This is a genomic window from Streptomyces sp. NPDC029292 (assembly GCF_055569295.1).
This window is the reverse complement of the sequence record NZ_JBVHXR010000003.1, coordinates 312,764-329,956: the sequence shown is the minus strand read 5'-3', so window position 1 is coordinate 329,956 and position 17,193 is coordinate 312,764. Positions and strand designations below refer to the sequence as shown.

The 17,193-nt window shown below is 69.7% G+C and carries 15 protein-coding genes; 4 read left to right on the top strand and 11 right to left on the bottom strand.

From position 1 onward, the window contains the following. Positions 1-251: 251 nt before the first annotated feature. From ACZ4WS_RS09695 to ACZ4WS_RS09665, 7 genes are all read right to left on the bottom strand, one after another. Positions 252-1,439, bottom strand: a complete 1,188-nt coding sequence (locus tag ACZ4WS_RS09695) for a hypothetical protein (RefSeq protein WP_467978812.1) — start codon at positions 1,437-1,439, stop codon at positions 252-254. A 335-nt stretch (positions 1,440-1,774) separates the two neighbouring features. After that, positions 1,775-2,551 (bottom strand): helical backbone metal receptor, encoded by a 777-nt coding sequence (locus ACZ4WS_RS09690; RefSeq protein ID WP_467978811.1) that lies wholly within the window; start codon positions 2,549-2,551, stop codon positions 1,775-1,777. Positions 2,552-2,624: 73 nt separating this feature from the next. Further along, a complete protein-coding gene (locus tag ACZ4WS_RS09685; protein WP_467978809.1) occupies positions 2,625-3,203 on the bottom strand; it encodes a helix-turn-helix domain-containing protein in 579 nt (192 codons plus the stop codon). A 162-nt stretch (positions 3,204-3,365) separates the two neighbouring features. Beyond that, a complete protein-coding gene (locus tag ACZ4WS_RS09680; protein ID WP_467978807.1) occupies positions 3,366-3,617 on the bottom strand; it encodes a hypothetical protein in 252 nt (83 codons plus the stop codon). Further along, entirely contained in the window at positions 3,611-4,198 is a 588-nt protein-coding gene (locus ACZ4WS_RS09675; protein WP_467978805.1) for a hypothetical protein, read from the bottom strand. The genes ACZ4WS_RS09680 and ACZ4WS_RS09675 overlap by 7 nt, the downstream gene beginning before the upstream one ends. 151 nt (positions 4,199-4,349) lie before the next feature. Then, the gene (locus ACZ4WS_RS09670) at positions 4,350-6,959 is read right to left on the bottom strand and encodes an ABC transporter permease/substrate binding protein (RefSeq protein ID WP_467978803.1); all 2,610 of its coding nucleotides are present in this window, start codon (positions 6,957-6,959) and stop codon (positions 4,350-4,352) included. Next, complete coding sequence (locus tag ACZ4WS_RS09665) at positions 6,952-8,040, bottom strand: quaternary amine ABC transporter ATP-binding protein (protein WP_467978802.1); 1,089 nt, start codon at positions 8,038-8,040, stop codon at positions 6,952-6,954. The genes ACZ4WS_RS09670 and ACZ4WS_RS09665 overlap by 8 nt, the downstream gene beginning before the upstream one ends. A gap of 226 nt (positions 8,041-8,266) precedes the next feature. Here ACZ4WS_RS09665 and ACZ4WS_RS09660 point away from each other — a divergent pair, with 226 nt between their 5' ends. Then, positions 8,267-9,196, top strand: coding sequence for a 5'-3' exonuclease (locus ACZ4WS_RS09660; RefSeq protein WP_467979259.1), 930 nt, complete (start codon positions 8,267-8,269; stop codon positions 9,194-9,196). Between the two features lie 89 nt (positions 9,197-9,285). Beyond that, positions 9,286-10,122: a siderophore-interacting protein gene (locus ACZ4WS_RS09655; RefSeq protein WP_467978800.1), complete on the top strand. Its 837-nt coding sequence runs from the start codon at positions 9,286-9,288 to the stop codon at positions 10,120-10,122. A gap of 152 nt (positions 10,123-10,274) precedes the next feature. Here ACZ4WS_RS09655 and ACZ4WS_RS09650 read toward each other — a convergent pair whose 3' ends face one another. The 3 genes from ACZ4WS_RS09650 to ACZ4WS_RS09640 all read right to left on the bottom strand — a co-directional run bounded on the left by ACZ4WS_RS09650 (position 10,275) and on the right by ACZ4WS_RS09640 (position 12,924). Then, positions 10,275-11,051 carry an ABC transporter permease gene (locus tag ACZ4WS_RS09650; RefSeq protein ID WP_467978797.1) on the bottom strand — a complete coding sequence of 259 codons (777 nt, stop codon included), beginning with the start codon at positions 11,049-11,051 and terminating at the stop codon, positions 10,275-10,277. Next, complete coding sequence (locus ACZ4WS_RS09645) at positions 11,048-12,073, bottom strand: ATP-binding cassette domain-containing protein (RefSeq protein WP_467978795.1); 1,026 nt, start codon at positions 12,071-12,073, stop codon at positions 11,048-11,050. Before ACZ4WS_RS09645 ends, ACZ4WS_RS09650 begins: the two co-directional genes overlap by 4 nt. A gap of 200 nt (positions 12,074-12,273) precedes the next feature. Then, entirely contained in the window at positions 12,274-12,924 is a 651-nt protein-coding gene (locus ACZ4WS_RS09640) for a PadR family transcriptional regulator (RefSeq protein WP_467978794.1), read from the bottom strand. Positions 12,925-13,147: 223 nt separating this feature from the next. On the opposite strand from ACZ4WS_RS09640, the gene ACZ4WS_RS09635 reads away from it, so the two are divergent. Further along, positions 13,148-14,698 carry an amino acid permease gene (locus ACZ4WS_RS09635; protein ID WP_467978792.1) on the top strand — a complete coding sequence of 517 codons (1,551 nt, stop codon included), beginning with the start codon at positions 13,148-13,150 and terminating at the stop codon, positions 14,696-14,698. A gap of 54 nt (positions 14,699-14,752) precedes the next feature. Beyond that, the gene (locus ACZ4WS_RS09630) at positions 14,753-15,730 is read left to right on the top strand and encodes an RluA family pseudouridine synthase (RefSeq protein WP_467978791.1); all 978 of its coding nucleotides are present in this window, start codon (positions 14,753-14,755) and stop codon (positions 15,728-15,730) included. Here ACZ4WS_RS09630 and ACZ4WS_RS09625 read toward each other — a convergent pair. Then, positions 15,724-17,193, bottom strand: a complete 1,470-nt coding sequence (locus ACZ4WS_RS09625; RefSeq protein WP_467978788.1) for a cytochrome P450 — start codon at positions 17,191-17,193, stop codon at positions 15,724-15,726. The two genes, ACZ4WS_RS09630 and ACZ4WS_RS09625, sit on opposite strands and share 7 nt — an antisense overlap.

The window sequence follows — 17,193 nt, the reverse complement described above, 5'->3', positions numbered from 1 at the left end:
CCCAAGAGGTCGCCCTTCACAGTGTTGATCCTGCGTGGGCGTACCAGCGAGAAAAGGACTGTGAACGAGGCTTGACATGGATCATCAAGCCGCGCCGACAGACTCAGTCCGTCGCCGACAACGCGGTTCGCGCACGCCTTTCAACAAGTCGGCTCGGAACCGGGAACCGCCTGAGGCGCCACCGATCAAGGCGGCGCGGAGGTCCCGGACCAGCGGCCCGGGCTGGTACCACCGCTCGCGTCGGACGGTCGTCAGCTCAGGCTCTGGGCCCGGCGGCGGCGCACGATGACGAGCATGCCCGCACCCGTGGCCACCGCCGCGACAGCAACGCCCGTGATCGGCAGCGCCGAGGACCCGGTCTCTGCCAGGTTGCCGCCCTTCGCCGTCGTCCCGTCGTCGCCGGTCGACGACGACCCGCCGGCCGATCCGCCCGAGCCACTGGTCGAGCTGCCCGTCGAGCCGGTCGACCCCCCACCCGTGACGTCCAGGGTGATGTTGGCCTTGTCGTTGGCCTTGTTGGGGTCGAACGGCCGCGCCTCGGTATTCAGCGCCACCGAGCCCTTGGCGTCCGCCACCCGCTTGTCGATCTTCAGCTCGAAGCTGTAGGTCTCTCGGCCGCCCTCGTTGAGAGCCCGCTGACTCGTGCCGCAGTCGTACGCCTCACCCTTGGCCTTGCAGAACCCGGGAGTCTTGACGACCGACGTTCCGGCAGGAGGCGTGATCATGACCCTGGCGGACCGGTCCTCCACCTTGGCCATGACCCAGGCGGGCCCGGCGTTGGTGAACTCCACCTTCATCGTCACCGTTTCACCGACGCTCCCCTTCAACGCGGCACCCGTCACCTGGTAGTCGGCCGTGTTCACGGAGGTGACGGGCACATCGACGACTCGCGCGGACCCCTCGCCCCCGGCCTGTCCCTCGACCAGTTTCACCGCCGGTGCGGTTCCCACCACCGGCGGAGTGCCGTTGTCGTCCGCCCCCGGATCGTCGTCCCCGACACGCAGGCGCAGCTCGTCGTTGAGCGCGCGGTCCAGTGCCTTGACACGGAAAGGCCTCTCGGGCGTGTAGACGACGCCCGGCTCCACCGCCTGGTCGAACGCGCACACCGCGGTCCACCTCTCGGGCATCTCGTCGTAGGACCGGACCTGCTGTGTTCGGCAGTTGGAGGGAACCTCCGCGAGGTCGAGTCCCCGGGTGACGGAGTAGGTGACCCACACCTTCTCGGCAGCTCCGGTGCCCTTGTTCGCCACCGTGACCGGCAGATCGAAGGTGCTCCCCGGTTTCACCCCGACGATCGGCTCGATGCCTCCAATGACCAATTCGGGTCCGGTTTCATCGGCGAAGGCGGCGGGAGCCGCGGCCAGCGCGATCAGGCCTGCAGCGCCGAGGGCGGCAACAGCGGCACGGGAGGCGCGACGGTTGTGCGGGGGCATCGGCATGGAGAGAACCTCTGTTGGAACGCGGGCAAACGGACGGTGTTTTCCAGGAGAACAGCCCTTCGATCCCTAGACTCTTGCCGATCCCGAACAGTTGCACGTCCGGTGCCTCCTCCGCCTTGCGTTCGCCTTCGGGCTGGGACCACCGAGGCCGGAATGAGGATCTTGGTGGCTGCCGCGGGATGTCATCAGCCAGAGGTGGCGAGGTGGACGGCCTTCACCATGTCGGTGATGCGGTGTGGGCTGCAGCGGAGTTCCCTCGATTGGCGCCACCACTTCAGCGTGGTCATGGCCTGCCCGCCGAGAGTGCGTGTATCCGCGTATGGGAGAAGTTGACGTCACGTTGCCCGGCAGGCAGCTTGTCGCAGCGCCTCACCGAGCACACCTGGCGCCCCGGCCAACGACGGCCCGTACCAGGTGAGTCGGCGTCCGTCGACGAGCGCGCAGGGCACGCCGTCGAAGGCCTCGGGCCCGTCGTCGGCCGTGAAGCGGTAGGGCTCGTCGGGCAGCACCACGAGCTCCGGAGCCGCCGCCAGGAGCTCGGGGAGAGGGATGCGGGGATAGCGGTCCTCGTGGTGCGCGTACACGTTGTCCACGCCGAGCCGCGCCAGCACGTCCCCGGCGAAGGTGTCCCGGCCGACGACCATCCAGGGGCGCCGCCAGACGGGCACGATCGCGGTCGTACGGCGGTCCGGAACCGGCAGCCGCTGCCACGCCGCCTCCGCCTCGTCCAGCCACCTCGGGCGAACCGCCGCCCCGCACGCGCTCAGCACCCGCTCCAGCTCGCGGAAGGCCCCCGGCACGTCGCGCACCTCGGTCACCAGGACCTCGACTCCCGCCTCCCGCAAAGCGGCCAGGTCGGGCTCGCGGTTCTCCTCCTCGTTGGCGACGACGAGGTCGGGGGCGAGCCGCACGATCCTGTCGATCTCGGGGTTCTTGGTGCCCCCGATCCGTACGACGTCGAGGTCCGCGGGATGGCTGCACCAGTCGGTCGCGCCGACCAGGGCGCCGGGTACGGAGACGGCCACGGCCTCCGTCAGCGAGGGCACGAGCGACACGACACGCGGCAGGGCACGCGGTGTGTCGTCGGGGGCGTAACCGGAGGTGCCGGGCATGGCGTCAGTATCGCAGCGCCACCCGAAGGTGCGCCGATCACCGGGGAACGGTCAGCGCTTCCCGGCGTGCACGTCAGCGCTTGCCGAAGCCGTTCCGGTCCTCCACCGCGTCGATGTGGTCGGCGACCTCGACGACGACCACGCGGGTGTCCGGGACGGTCGCCCGCCACCGGTGCCGCACGCCGCCCGTCAGATAGAGCGTGTCGCCGCGCCCGAGCCGGTGGGCGCGGCCCTCCGCCTCGACCTCGACGGCGCCGTCGGCGACGTACATCAACTTGTCGTTGCGGTGCTGGAGTTCGCGGCCTTCTTCGTGGTCGCCGGTGAACTCCGTGGCGTGCAACTGGTGGTGACCGCGCACCAGGGGGCGCACGTGGGCTTCGGGAGCGAATTCGGCGCCGTCGGCGCGCACGACGTCGACGCTGCACGCCGGGTCGGCCGCGGCGAGCAGCTCGACGGCAGTGGTGCCGAGGGCGTCGGCGACTCTCTCCAGGGAGCTCTTGCTGGGCCGGGCCCGCTCGTTCTCGACCTGGCTGAGAAAGGGGACCGACAGGCCGCTGCGCTCGGCCACGACGGCGAGGGTGAGCTCCAGTGCCCGGCGCCGCCGCCGGACGGCGGCGCCCACCCGAAGGGGCTGTTCTTTGTGGTCGCCCATCGCTCCGGCTCCCTCCCTTGCGTCGTCGGTCCAGTACTTCCAGGGCTTCGGTCCGCCACTTCTCGGACCACTACTTCTGAAGAGTTGTTTGCACCCTACGCATGTTCGGCAAACCGTTTCATGCACCCGTCACATCGCTGTCACATCGAAGGAGGGCGAGGGTCATAGTTCTCGCCACTGGAGGAGCTGCCCCGTCTCCCCCGGCGCCGCCCCCTCGCGCGCGACGAAAAGGCTGACCAGCAGGGCCGGACGCCCGTCCGGGTCGGTGAGCAGGGTCGCCGAGGGGTTGGCGAAGGCCCGGCTGCCGCCGTGGGTGCGCAGGGGCAGCCGGTCGGCCCGCCCGGTCGCCGGATCGTAGGCGTACGTCCGCCGGCTTCCGATGCCCTCCGGCCACCGCTGCCCCTCTGTCAACACCAGCCGCTTTCCCCCGAGTTCGAGGAGCGCGCGGTCACCGATGTTTCCGGCGGTCCCCCAGGACTCCAGCGCCCGTCCAGGCGCTGGTCGGGCTCGGCGTGCCAGGTCGTGAAGTCCTTGAGTGCGGCCCGGAGTTGGCGGTCGGTGTCGCACCGCGCCCGGTAGTGGCCGGTGAGTTCGATGTGGTTCTCCGGATCCTTCTCGTACGCCAGTACGTAGCTACCGGTGTCGTCGGCGGCGAGCGCGGGCCGGCTGGTGCCCGCGCCGAAGTCGTGGCGCCGGGTCCAGGTGCGCGGATCCGCGGAGGTGGCGAGGGCCGCGTGGAAGCGGCCGCCGCCGAGCATCGTGTGGTGGACGGCGAGATACGTGCCGTCCGGCGCCTGGGTGATCCGCGCGGCGTCCACGGTGCGTCCGGAGCCGTCCCGCGGGCCGTACGCGTAGCCGTCGGCGTCGCGCACGTCCGAGGCGAGTTCCGCGAGGCGGGCCGTCGCCAGGGACGCGGGTTCCGCACTCGCGTCCGGCAGCGCGGCGGTCAGCAGCACCGCCACGAACAGGGGGCCGAGCCGGAACAGGGGTCGCACGGAGGTCTCACAGGAGCGAGCGCAAGAGAAGAGCCGAGCGTAGGGACGAGTCGCGCGCCCCGGAAATCCCGCGAGGGGTGTGCTTCGCCACACACGGAATCCGTGCGGCGAAGCACACCCCTCGGCGACCGAGTGAACGGCCTACGAACCGCTACTGCGGAGTCATCCGCTCCACCATGTCCGGGTGCTCCTTCAGCCACGCGGCCACGGCGTCCTCCTCATGCCCCTGACCGCGCTGCTTGATCTCGCTCTCCAGACTGCCGAGTTCGTCCTCGCTCATCTTGAAGTTCTTGATCCACTTGGTGAGCTGCGGGTACTGCTCGGGGAACTTCGCGCTGGAGATGGTCCGGATCGTGTTGCCCTCGCCGAACAGCTTCTTGTCGTCCGCGAGCTTGGTGAGCTTGTACTCGCTGTAGGCCCAGTGCGGGGACCACAGAACGACGGCGACCGGCTCCTTCTTGGCGTACGCGCGCTTCAGCTCGGCGAGCATCGCGGGCGTGGAGCCGTCGACGACCTTGTACTCCTTGTCCAGGCCGTAGCCCGGCAGCACCTTCTTCTTGAGGAGATTCATCTCGCCGGTGCCCGGCTCGATGCCGATGATCTTCCCGTCGAAGGTGCCGCCCTTGCCCTTGAGGTCCGCGAGGGACTTGACGTCCTTCACGTACGAGGGCACGGCGATCTCCAGGGAGGTCGGCTGGTACCAGGTGCCGAGGTCTCTCAGGTCGTCCTTGTGCTGGTCCCAGTAGTTGGACTGGGCGTACGGCAGCCACGCGTCGAAGTTGAGGTCGAGGTCACCGGAGGCCAGGCCCGTGTAGACGGGGCCGACGTCCATCTGCTTGAGGTTCAGCGTGTAGCCGCGCCGGGCCAGGACGTTCTTCCACAGGTAGGTGACGGCGACGTCCTCGTCCCAGGGGAACCAGGCGACGTCCAGCGAACGCTTGGCCTCGGCACTGGCGGCAGTGCTCTTGACCGGGGCCAGCTTGTCGACGACGCCGGGGTTCTTCTTCAGCCAGGCGCGCACGGCGTCCTGCTGCTTGCCCTTGCCCGCCTTGTTGATCTCGGCTTCCAGGCTGGTGAGCTGTGTCTCGGTCATCTTGAAGTTCTTGAGCCACTGGCCGACGACCGGGTTGTCCTGGGCGAAGCCCTTACGGGACAGCGTGTGCACTCCGTCGCCCTTGCCCCAGGCGCCCTTCGGGTCCTTGAGCTTCTTCAGCTTGTACTCGCTGTACGCCCAGTGCGGCGACCAGAGGGTGACGACGACGGGCTCCTGCTTGGCGTACGCGCGCTTCAGCTCGGCCAGCATGGCGGGCGTGGAGCTGTCGACGACCTTGTACTCCTTGTCGAGCCCGTACTCCTTCAGCACCTTGCTCTTGAGCAGACCCATCATTCCGGCGCTGGACTCGATGCCGGTGATCTTGCCGCCGAACTTGGACGCCTGGCCCTTGAGGTCCGCCAGGGAATCGATGCCCTTCATGTACGCGGGCACGCTCAGTTCCAGCGAGGTCGGGCCGTACCAGGAGCCCAGGTCGTCGAGCTGCTTGCCGTACTTCTTCCAGTACTGCTCATGCGTGGTCGGCAGCCAGGAGTCCGTCTGGAAGTCGATGTCGCCCTGGGCGAGGGAGGTGTACAGCGGGCCCGCGTCGAACTGCTTGGTGTCGACCTCGAAGCCGCGCTGCTCCAGGATCTCCTTCCAGAGGAAGGTGGAGGCGACGCCCTCGTCCCACGGGATGTAGCCGATGGTGACCTTCTTGCCCTGGCCGACGTTCTCGCCGTCGGCCGCGGTGGACGTGGAGGTCGTACCGCCGAAGATGCCCATGCCGCCCGCGACCAGTGCGAGCACGACGACGCCCGCCATCGCCACGGCGGGCCGGGGGCGGTAGGACCAGATCTTCAGGCCCTGCGCGGCCCGCAGCTTGGCGGCGGCGCGGCGGCCCAGCGGCGAGACCTGGGTGCCCAGGGCGCTGGTCATGCGGTCCAGGTAGATCGCCAGGATGACGATGGCGACACCGGCCTCGGAGCCCAGGCCGACGTTCAGCTGGCCGATCGCCTCGTTCACGTCGCCGCCGAGGCCGCCGGTGCCGACCATGCCCGCGATGGCGGCCATGGACAGGCCCAGCATGATGACCTGGTTGACGCCCGCCATGACGGTGGGCAGGGCCAGCGGCAGCTGGATGCGCAGCAGGGTGCTGCGCGGTGTGGTGCCGAACGCGTCGGCCGCTTCGACCAGTTCCTTGTCGACCTGGCGGATGCCCAGCTCCGTCATCCGGACGCCGGGGGCCAGCGCGAAGATCAGGGTGGCGACGATGCCCGCGGGGGCGCCGGTGCCGAAGAACAGGATGGCCGGGATGAGGTAGATCATCGCGGGCAGCGTCTGCATGAAGTCGAGCACCGGGCGGACGATGCTGCTGACCCGGTCGGAGCGCGCCGCCCAGATACCCACGGGTACGGAGACGACGAGCGCGATGAGCGTCGCCACGAGGACGAGCGACAGGGTCACCATCGCGTCCTCCCACAGTTCGAGGGAGTCGATGAAGGCGAATCCCACGAAGGTGAGGACACCGGCCGAGGTGCCGCGCAGCCAGAACGCGATCACCGCGAAGATACCCGCGAGGAGGAGCGGCTCGGGGGCCTGGAGGACGGAGTCGATGCCGTCGAAGGTGCCCTGGAAGACGGTCTTGAAGAAGTCGAAGAGCCACGACATGTGGTTCAGCAGCCAGTCGACCGCGTCATTGACCCAGTCGCCGAACGGAATCCTAGGCACCGGCCTTCACCGCCTTGTCGCGCTGGTCGCGCGGGCTGGCGCAGCGTTCGGGCGTGCCCTGCTCGTCGCCGAGGAAGCCGACGAGCCGCTGCCGCGGGACGACTCCGACGAGCTTCCGGGTCTTGTCGAGCACCGCGACCGGGTGCGACAGACGGGCGCTGATCGCGCAGAGGTCCACGAAGGAGGTGTCGGGCGCGGCGGTCTCGCAGGCGCAGTCCGCCTCGTCGCCGCGTACGTCCGTGTCCATGACCGCGCCGGTGGTCAGTACGCGGGAGCGGTCGACGTCCTGGGTGAAGGAGGCGACGTAGTCGTCGGCCGGGCGGACCAGGATGTCCTCGGCACTGCCGATCTGCACGATGCGGCCGTCGCGCATGACGGCGATCCGGTCGCCCAGGCGCATCGCCTCGTTGAGGTCGTGCGTGATGAAGACGATCGTCTTCTTGAGCTTCTTCTGGAGCTCGATCAGCTGGTCCTGCATGTCACGGCGGATCAGCGGGTCGAGCGCGCTGAAGGACTCGTCCATCAGCAGCAGGTCGGCGTCGGTGGCAAGCGCGCGGGCGAGGCCCACGCGCTGCTGCATTCCGCCGGACAGTTCGTCGGGCCAGGACTTCTCCCAGCCCGCGAGCCCGGCCAGTTCGAGGGCCTTGGTGGCGCGTTCCTTGCGTTCGGCGCTCGGTACGCTCTGGACTTCCAGGCCGTACGCGGCGTTCTCCAGGACGCTGCGGTGCGGGAAGAGCGCGAAGTGCTGGAAGACCATGCTGATCTTCTTCGAGCGGACCTCGCGCAGTTCACGGGCGCTGAGCGCGGTCAGGTCCTGGCCGTCGAAGCGCACCTGTCCCGCGGTCGGCTCCAGGAGTCCGTTGAGCATGCGCAGCAGCGTGGACTTGCCGGATCCGGACAGGCCCATGACGACGAAGATCTGGCCCGGCTCCACCGTGAAGGAGGCGTCGATCACCGCGGCGGTGGTGCCGTCGGCGCGCAGTTCCTCACGGTCGGCTCCCTGCCGGAGCCGCTCGACCGCCTCTTCTGGTCGTCTTCCGAACACCTTGTACAGATGCTCCGCTTCAAGCCTGGCTGACACGTGTGGCCTCTCGGTGGACGCTGGGACCGGTGCGAACGGTTGAAAACGCAACCGGGCTCGCCCCGATGCCGCGCCTGCCCCCGCTTACGCGGAGCAAACACAGGAGTGGCCGAGGTCACTGTCGGTGGCTGACGTGGTCGGCGGTGACGTACGAGAAGGTCACTGTCAGTGGCGTCATGGTGGTCGGCGGCGTACGAGAACGTGACTGTCAGTGGCGTACGGCATGATGCGAAACGTGACCCGACGCCTGATGCTCCTCGACACCGCCTCGCTGTATTTCCGCGCCTATTTCGGCATGCCGGATTCCGTGAAGGCCCCGGACGGCACACCTGTGAACGCCGTGCGCGGGCTGCTGGAATTCATCGACCGCCTGGTCAAGGACCACCGCCCCGACGACCTGGTGGCCTGCATGGACGCGGACTGGCGCCCGCAGTGGCGGGTCGACCTGATCCCGTCGTACAAGGCGCACCGCGTCGCCGTGGAGACCGAGACCGGCCCGGACGAGGAGGAGGTGCCGGACACGCTGTCGCCGCAGGTGCCGGTCATCGAGGACGTCCTCGACGCGCTCGGTATCGCCCGCGTGGGGGTCGAGGGGTACGAGGCGGACGACGTGATCGGCACCTTCACCGGGCGCGCCGCCGGCCCGGTCGACATCGTCACCGGCGACCGCGACCTCTACCAACTGGTCGACGACAAGCGGGGGGTGCGCGTCCTCTATCCCCTCAAGGGTGTCGGCATGCTGCAACTCACCGACGAGGCGTGGCTGCGCGAGAAGTACGGCGTCGACGGTCCGGGGTACGCGGATCTGGCGCTGCTGCGCGGCGACCCGAGCGACGGACTGCCCGGCGTCCCCGGCATCGGTGAGAAGACCGCCGCCAAGCTGCTCGCCGAGTTCGGCGACCTGGCCGGGATCATGTCCGCGGTCGACGATCCGGCCGCCAAGCTGACCCCGACGCAGCGCAAGCGACTCGACGAGGCACGGCCGTACATCGCCGTGGCGCCCAAGGTCGTCAAGGTCGCCGATGACGTTCCCCTGCCGGACGTCGACACGGCGGTGCCGCACGCGCCGCGCGACCCGGCCGCGCTGGAAGCACTCGCCGCCCGGTGGGGCCTGGGCGGCTCGTTGCACAGGGTGCTCTCGACTCTGCAGGCATAGGTGGTGCCATTCGACCGTTCAGACATAGGTGTTACCAAGGGAAGGGTGCTAACTTAGGTAAGCCTAAGCACGCGAACCAGGAGGCCGTCATGGCAGAGCGCCCGGCACGCAAGCCCCGGAAGCCCCACTCCGCGCGGGTGGTGCGGACCGAGCGGCTGAGCCCGCACATGCAGCGAGTCGTGCTGGGCGGCGACGGACTGGCCGAGTTCACCGCGGGCAGCAGTACCGACCACTATGTGAAGCTGTTGTTCGGCGCCGAGGGTGTCACCTACCCCGAGCCCTTCGACATGCAGCGCATCCGCGAGGAGTTCCCGCGCGAGCAGTGGCCCGTGACCCGGACGTACACCGTGCGCGCCTGGGACGCCGAACAGCGCGAGCTGACGCTCGACTTCGTGGTGCACGGCGACGAGGGCCTGGCCGGGCCGTGGGCCACCCGCGTCCAACCGGGCGAGGTCGTACGGTTCATGGGCCCCGGCGGCGGATACGCCCCCGACGCGAGCGCTGACTGGCATCTGCTGGCCGGTGACGAGAGCGCGCTGCCCGCGATCGCCGCCGCCCTGGAGGCGCTGCCGGACGACGCCGTGGCGCACGCCTTCGTGGAGGTCTCGGGCCCCGACGAGGAGCAGAAGATCGCCTCCGACGTGGACGTCGTCTGGCTGCACCGCGGCGACCGGCCCGTCGGCGAGGCCCTGGTGGAGGCCGTTCGCGCCCTCGAGTTCCCCGAGGGCCGGGTGCACGCCTTCGTACACGGCGAGGCGGGCTTCGTGAAGGAACTGCGCAAGCTGCTGCGGGTCGAACGTGAGATTGCGCGCGAGGACCTGTCGATCTCCGGCTACTGGCGGCTCGGGCACAACGAGGACGGCTGGCAGGCGTCGAAGCGGGAGTGGAACGCGCAGGTGGAGGCGGAGCAGGAGGCGTCCGTCTGAGGCGGGCTCAGGCGAGCACGGTCCGCCCCAGGGCGGGCTCACGCAAGCACCGTCCGCCCGAGGCGGACGCACGCAAGCACAGGGAGGCGGCCGCGCGTTGCGCGGGCCGCCTCCTGGCGTTCTCCGGGTGAGCCGCTGGCCGTTTCCGCCGGCTACACCGACCGCTGGTAGGACCGGAACGTGCGGATCGACAGCCACACCGCCGCCACCGCGAGCGCGAGCAGCGCCCCGCCCCGGCTGAGCACGTCACCCCGGTCGGGGTGCTCGGACAGCGCCGAACGGCCCGCGACCATCGCCCAGTTGAGCGGGTTGAAGTCGGCGATGTGCCGCATCCAGCCGGGCATCTGGGACGGGGCCATGAAGGCCGAGGAGAGGAAGGTCAGCGGCAGCAGCAGGAAGGTGTTGATGCCGATGATCGACTCCCGCTCCTGGACCAGCATGCCCAGCGCGTTGGACAGCGCCCCGAAGATGGTGCCGAGCAGCACCGAGGCGACGATCAGGATCGCGACGCCACCGATCCCGCCCGGGTAGTCGGCGCCGCCGAGCAGTCCGAGCAGCACGATGATGACCGACTGCAACGCGGTGACCAGGCCGTTGTTGACGACATTGCCGTTCATCAGGGCCGCCCGGCTGACCGGCGTGGTCAGGAACCGGTTGAGGGTGCCGCGCTGGATCTCGTCGAGCGTGCTCATGCCCGCCCACATGTTGGAGCTGAGCGCGCTCATCACGACCACGCCGGGGACGAGGTAGTCCAGATACGAGGTGGTGCCGAAGCCGCCGAGTTCGACGACCTTCTTGAACAGGTTGCCGAACAGGAACAGCCAGACCACCGGCTGGATCAGCGTGATCAGCAGGTACGCCGGCTGCCGTACGAACACCATGAGTTGACGCTGCGTCATGTACCAGGTCTGGGAGACGGCGGTGCTCATCGCACACCTCCCGCGAGGGCGAGCGCCTCGGCGCCTTCCGCTTCGGCCTCGGCCTCGGCCTCGGAGTAACGGCGGCCCGCGTAGCGGAGATAGACGTCGTCGAGCGAGGGACGGGCGACGGTCGCGGCCGCGACCGCGACCCCGGCGCGCTCGAGCGCCCCGAGCAGCACGGGCATCGCGGCGGCCCCGTCGTCGGCGCGGACGCTGATGCGGCGGCCTTCGAACAGCGCCTCGTGCACACCGGGCAACCCGGTGAGGGCGCCGTTGAGCAGCGTACGGCCGGCTTCGCCGACCGCTTCCCGCAGCTCCAAGTGGACGGCGTCGCCTCGGAGTTCGCCCTTCAGCGCGTTCGGCGTGCCCTCGACGACGACATGGCCGCGGTCGACGATCGCGATGCGCTCGGCGAGCCGGTCGGCCTCTTCGAGGTAGTGGGTGGTGAGCAGGATGGTCAGGCCCTCGTCGCCGGCGAGGCGGGCGATCTCGTCCCACATCGCGGTGCGCGCCTCGGGGTCGAGACCGGTGGTGGGCTCGTCCAGGAAGAGCACCTCGGGCCGGTGGACCAGGCCGAGTGCCACGTCCAGACGCCGTCGCATGCCCCCCGAGTAGCCCTTGACCGGGCGCTTCGCGGCGTCGGCGAGCTTGAAACGCTCAAGGAGCTCGTCCACCCGACGTGCCAGCTCGGCGCCCTTCAACCCGTAGAGCCTGCCTTGGAGTTGGAGGTTCTCCCGGCCTGTCGCCACCGGGTCGGCGCCCGAGCTCTGGGCGACCACGCCGATCGCGCGGCGCACCCGGTCGGGGTGGCGCAGCACATCGTGGCCCGCGACGGTGGCGGTGCCCGAGTCGGGGCGGGCCAGGGTGGTGAGGATCTTGACGGTGGTGGACTTGCCGGCGCCGTTCGGGCCCAGCAACCCGAAGACGGTGCCGGTCTCGACGGTGACGTCCATGCCGCTGAGCGCGGTCACATCACCGGGATAGGTCTTGATCAGCTGACGCGCCTCGACCGCGGGCGCACGGGTATTCATGACGACTGCTCTCCTGTGTGAACGGATGACAACGGATCCGCTGTGCAGCGGATGACTGCTGATCCGCGTGAAGAGCGCCGGGCTATCCTGGGTGTGCCGCACCTCGATCGCCTGGAGCTGCCTCACGGCGGATTCAGTTCGGGGTTCGAGACCCTGGCGGGGCTGCTCCAACAGCCCTGCCGGGGTCTTTTTCGCTTCGGCTAGCGTCTGTCGACGTCGCCGCCTTCCAGATTCCGGAACTCCTCGGGGACCTCCCCCGTCTCATTGAAGGTCCGCCACTCCTTGACGCCCGGAAACGTGCCCTCCCTGACCTCCACGAGGAAGGCGCGGACCCAGGCGGCCTCCGCCTCGATCATGTGCAGCTTGTACTCGGACTCGATCAGGAAGAGCCGGGGCAGCGTCTCGTAGAGCTTCTCCAGGCCGCCGCGCAGGCTCGCGGCCTGCACCTCCAGCATGTTGAGCCGCTCCCCCAGCAGGCGCGCCACCTCATCGGGGTGGAGCACGCCCATCAGCGAGAGCGCGGCTTCGAAGATCGGGTACTCCTGCGCCGGGACGGCGAGCAGGTCCGACAGCCACTCCATGGCCTCTTCGCGCCCGGCGTCCGTGATGCCGTAGAGCGTGCGCTCGGGCCGGTTGCCCTGCCGCTGCACCTCGGCGACCTCGACGAAACCGTGCTTCTCCAGGTTCTGCACGACCGTGTAGAGCGAGCCGAAGTTGATCTTCAGACTGGTGTCCTTGCCGCGTCGGCGCAGGGTCTGGGCGATCTCGTACGGATGCATCGGTTTCTCGGTGAGCAGCACCATGACCGCGAGTGCCAGCGGATTGCTGAGCTTCCGGCGTTTCGTCGCCATGATGACCCCACCTCGCCTCCGAATATCCGTAGACGAACATATCGCGTCTCGGAAGCGAGCGTCAACACTCACGATGTATCGCGATTCAGGGCGGGCCGCAAGGGCGTGAGGACTTCGGCGCGACCCGGACATGGCCGCGTCACGCGGGCGAAACAGGCTCTCCCTAATTTCTGTCACCCGACAGGAATTCCGCTTCCCTTCCGCGCCGAAGGCAGGTGCCGCCGTGACCACCACCGCCCCCTCCGACGTACGCCCCGACCCGCCGGAGTCCCCCGGCGACGGCTCCCTGGCCGAGTTCGGCTACCGCCAGGAGCTGCATCGCAGCCTTGGCCGGTACGCCTCGTTCGCCGCCGGATTCTCCTTCATCTCCGTACTGACGACCGTCTTCCAGTTCTTCGCCTTCGGGTTCGCGTTCGGCGGCCCGGTCTTCTTCTGGACCTGGCCGGCCGTGCTGGTGGGCCAGTTGATGGTCGCCGCGTGCTTCGCGGAGCTGGCCGCGCGCTACCCGATCTCCGGCGCGATCTACCAGTGGTCCTCGCGCCTGTCGAACCTCTCCTTCGGCTGGTTCGCCGGCTGGATCATGGTGATCGGGCAGATCGTGGTGGTCGCGGCGGCGGCGCTCGCGCTGCAGATGGTGCTGCCGGCGATCTGGTCCGGCTTCCAGCTGGTGGGCACCGATCCGGCACCCACCAGCGCCGACGGAGCGGCCAACGCGGCCGTCCTAGGCGTGATCCTGCTGGTGCTGACCACGCTGGTGAACGTCGTCGACAACCGCGTGATGTCCGTGATCAACCGGATCGGTGTGACCGCCGAGATCATCGGCGCCGTCCTGATCATCGTGCTCCTGCTGACCCACTCCGAGCGCTCCCCCGGCATCACCTTCCACACCGGCGAGGGCAGCACCGGCCTCTTCGGGGCGCTGATGGTGGGTTCGTTCATGGCGGCGTACGTGATGATCGGCTTCGACAGCGCGGGCGAGATGAGCGAGGAGACCCACAACCCGCGCCGCACCGCGCCCCGTACTATCCTCACCGCGCTCGGCGCGGCGGGCCTGCTCGGCGGTCTGATCGTCCTCGGCGGTCTGCTCGCCGCGCCCAGCCTCACGGACGGACATCTGGGCGTCGACGGTCTGAGCTATGTGCTGACCAGCAGCCTCGGCGACGGGGTCGGCCGCGTGCTGCTCGCCGACGTGGTGGTGGCCATCGCGGTGGCGACCCTGGCGATCCAGACGGCCGCCTGCCGGATGCTCTTCTCGATGGCCCGCGACAACCAGCTCCCCTTCTCCGGCCGCCTCGCGAAGGTCAACCCGCGCACCGGCATGCCGAGCGCCCCCGCCCTGGTCGTCGGCATCCTCGCCGCCGCCCTGCTGCTCCTCAACTTCGCCTCCCCGGACGCCTTTCTGGCCATCGGCACCACCTGCATCGTGATGCTGTACCTGGCGTACGCGATGGTGACCGGACCGATGCTGGTGCGCCGCCTGCGCGGAGAGTTCACCGCCGACGGCACCGACGAGACGGGCGCGCCGCTCTTCTCCCTCGGCCGCTGGGGCGTCCCCGTCAACGCGATCGCCCTCGTCTACGGCCTCTTCATGACCGTCAACCTGGCGTGGCCCCGCGCGGCGGTGTACGACCCGACGGGCGGGCACTGGTACTTCCAGTGGTTCACGGTGCTGTTCCTGGGTGTGACGCTGGCCGCCGGTGTGGCGTACCGGGCGTACAAGGCGCGTACGGCGATGACGCAGGCGCCCGAGGTGGTCCCGGCCTCGTACGCCTGAGGTGGTCCCGGCCTCGTACGCCTGAGGTGGTCCCGGCCTCGTACGCTTGATCAGGTGAGACGCAAGCCCCGGATCCCGCCCTCCCCCCTGCCGCAGCGCGACGGTGTCGACCCCGTGCGCATCAAGCTGCCGCAGGGCGGGGGCTGGTCCACCGTGCGGGAGCATCTGGTGGAGCGGCTCGCGGCGGGGACCGGGGTGATCGACGGGATGCTGGGCGACGGGCTGATCGTCGGCGAGGACGGGCGGCCCGTGGCGCACGACACGGCGTACGAGCCGGGGATGTTCGTGTGGTTCCACCGCGAGCTGCCCGACGAGGAGCGGGTGCCGTTCGCGCTCGACGTGGTGTACCGCGACGAGCACATCGTCGTGGCCGACAAGCCGCACTTCCTCGCCACCACCCCGCGCGGCAGCCATGTCACCGAGACCGCCCTCGCCCGGCTGCGGCGAGAGCTCGGCATCCCGGCGCTCGGCGCCGCGCACCGCCTCGACCGGCTCACGGCAGGTCTTGTGCTGTTCACCGTGCGGCCCGAGGAGCGCGGCGCGTACCAGTCGCTGTTCCGCGACAAGCTGGTCGGCAAGGAGTACGAGGCCGTGGCCGCGTACGACGCGGAGCTGGACCTGCCGCGTACCGTCCGCAGCCGGATCCTTAAGGAGCGCGGGGTCATGGCCGCCCGGGAAGTGGCGGGCGAGCCGAACGCGGTCAGCCGCGTCGAGTTGCGCGACCACCACGACGGCCTCGGGCGTTATCGGCTGACGCCCAGCACCGGGCAGACCCATCAACTCCGGGTCCACATGAGCGCGTTGGGCGTTCCCCTGCTCGGCGATCCGCTCTACCCGGTGGTGACCGGCCCCGTGCCGGCCGGTGATTTCCGGCGTCCGCTCCAACTGCTGGCGCGGGTGCTGGAGTTCACCGATCCGGTCACGGGGCACGCGCACCGGTTCGTCAGCGGGCGAGGGCTCCAGGCCTGGACGTCGTACGACGCGTGGGCGGGCCACGGCCAGTGGGCCTCGCGTGAGGATTCGGCTCAGTAGCCGCGCCACCAGCGCAGGAAGCGTTGCCAGGCGCCGAGCCGGTGGGCGGGCTCCGGTGTCGGCGCGGGCTGGGGAGCCACCGGCTGCGGAGCGGGCGCGGTCGGCTGCGGATTCTCCGTCGTGACCTGCCAGTTCGGCCGCTGGCGCGGCACCGCGTGGACGGCGGGCCGCTGCAGGATGTCCTGCGGGGGCTTCGGCGCGAACCGTACCGGCAGTTCCACCAGGTGACGCGAGGACATCGACGCACGCCAGCGCAACTCGTTTTCCTCGCAGTCGAGTTGGACGTCCGGCAGCCGCATCAGCAGCGCGTCGACACCGGTGTCGGCGATGGCACGGCCGATGTCCTGGCCGGGGCACTCGTGGGGACCGCCGCCGAAGGCGAGGTGGGAGCGGTTGCCCTGCATGTTGGCGGCGAGGTCGGGGCGTACCCGCGGGTCGACGTTGCCCGGGGCGATTCCGAGGAGCAGTCCGTCACCCCGGCGGATGCGGTGTCCGCCCAACTCCGTGTCCTGCTTGGCGAAGTAGCCGAGGACGGCGCTGAACGGCGGTTCGTCCCAGAGGGACTGCTCGACCGCCTCCGGCACCGTCATCTGGCCGCCGTTCAGCTGGGCGCGGAAGCGCGGGTCGGTGAGCACCATGCGCAGCACGTTGGCGATGAGGTTGGCCGTGGCCTCGTACGCGGCGAGCAGCACGAGCCGCAGGTGCTGGGCGACCTCGTCGTCGGTGAGCCGGGCCGGGTGGTTGATGAGGTGACTGGTGAAGTCCTCCTCGGGCTGGGCGCGGCGGCGGGCGGTGAGCTGGATCAGCACGCTCATGACGTACTCATTGCTGGCGATCGCGGTCTCGGTGCCCTTGAGCAGGTCGCGGGCGGCCTGCACCATACGGTCGTTGGCGTCCTCGGGCATGCCGAAGATCTCGCACAGCACGGCCATCGGAAGGTGCTCGGCGAACTGTCCGACCAGGTCGGCCGTGCCCAGCTCGCAGAACTCGTTGACGAGACGCTGTGTCGAGCGGTTGATGTACCGGCGCAGGCTGCGGTGGTCGATGGTCGTCATGGCGCCGGTGACCGCGCCGCGCAGCCGCAGGTGCTCGTCGCCCTCGGCGTGGGCGCAGATGGGCTGCCAGGCGATGTGCGGCGCGAGCGGGTGGTCGGGGCCCGCCGTGCCGTCCTGGACGGCGGTCCACAGGCGGCTGTCGCGCGCGTAGTGCGAGGGGGTGCTCACCATGTGCAGGTTCTCGCCGTGACCGAGCACCATCCAGATCGGCACGTCGTTGTGGAGCAGCACGGGGGCGACGGCGCCGTGTTCGGCGCGGAGTTTCTCGTACAGGGCTTCCAGGTCCTCCGCCTCGGGGCCGTACAGCCGGCGCAGCCCGCCGGGACCGAGGCCGTGGGCGGGGCAGCCGGGCGGCGGGCCGAGCGTGGGGTCGTCCGTACCGGTCGGGGAGTGGGATTCAGGCGTCAC

Coding starts and splice junctions, on each gene's coding strand:
- ACZ4WS_RS09690 (WP_467978811.1), bottom strand. CDS start 2,551: ATGCCCGGCACCTCCGGTTACGCCCCCGACGACACACCGCGTGCCCTG.
- ACZ4WS_RS09685 (WP_467978809.1), bottom strand. CDS start 3,203: ATGGGCGACCACAAAGAACAGCCCCTTCGGGTGGGCGCCGCCGTCCGG.
- ACZ4WS_RS09695 (WP_467978812.1), bottom strand. CDS start 1,439: ATGCCGATGCCCCCGCACAACCGTCGCGCCTCCCGTGCCGCTGTTGCC.
- ACZ4WS_RS09660 (WP_467979259.1), top strand. CDS start 8,267: ATGCGAAACGTGACCCGACGCCTGATGCTCCTCGACACCGCCTCGCTG.
- ACZ4WS_RS09640 (WP_467978794.1), bottom strand. CDS start 12,924: ATGGCGACGAAACGCCGGAAGCTCAGCAATCCGCTGGCACTCGCGGTC.
- ACZ4WS_RS09650 (WP_467978797.1), bottom strand. CDS start 11,051: ATGAGCACCGCCGTCTCCCAGACCTGGTACATGACGCAGCGTCAACTC.
- ACZ4WS_RS09655 (WP_467978800.1), top strand. CDS start 9,286: ATGGCAGAGCGCCCGGCACGCAAGCCCCGGAAGCCCCACTCCGCGCGG.
- ACZ4WS_RS09645 (WP_467978795.1), bottom strand. CDS start 12,073: ATGAATACCCGTGCGCCCGCGGTCGAGGCGCGTCAGCTGATCAAGACC.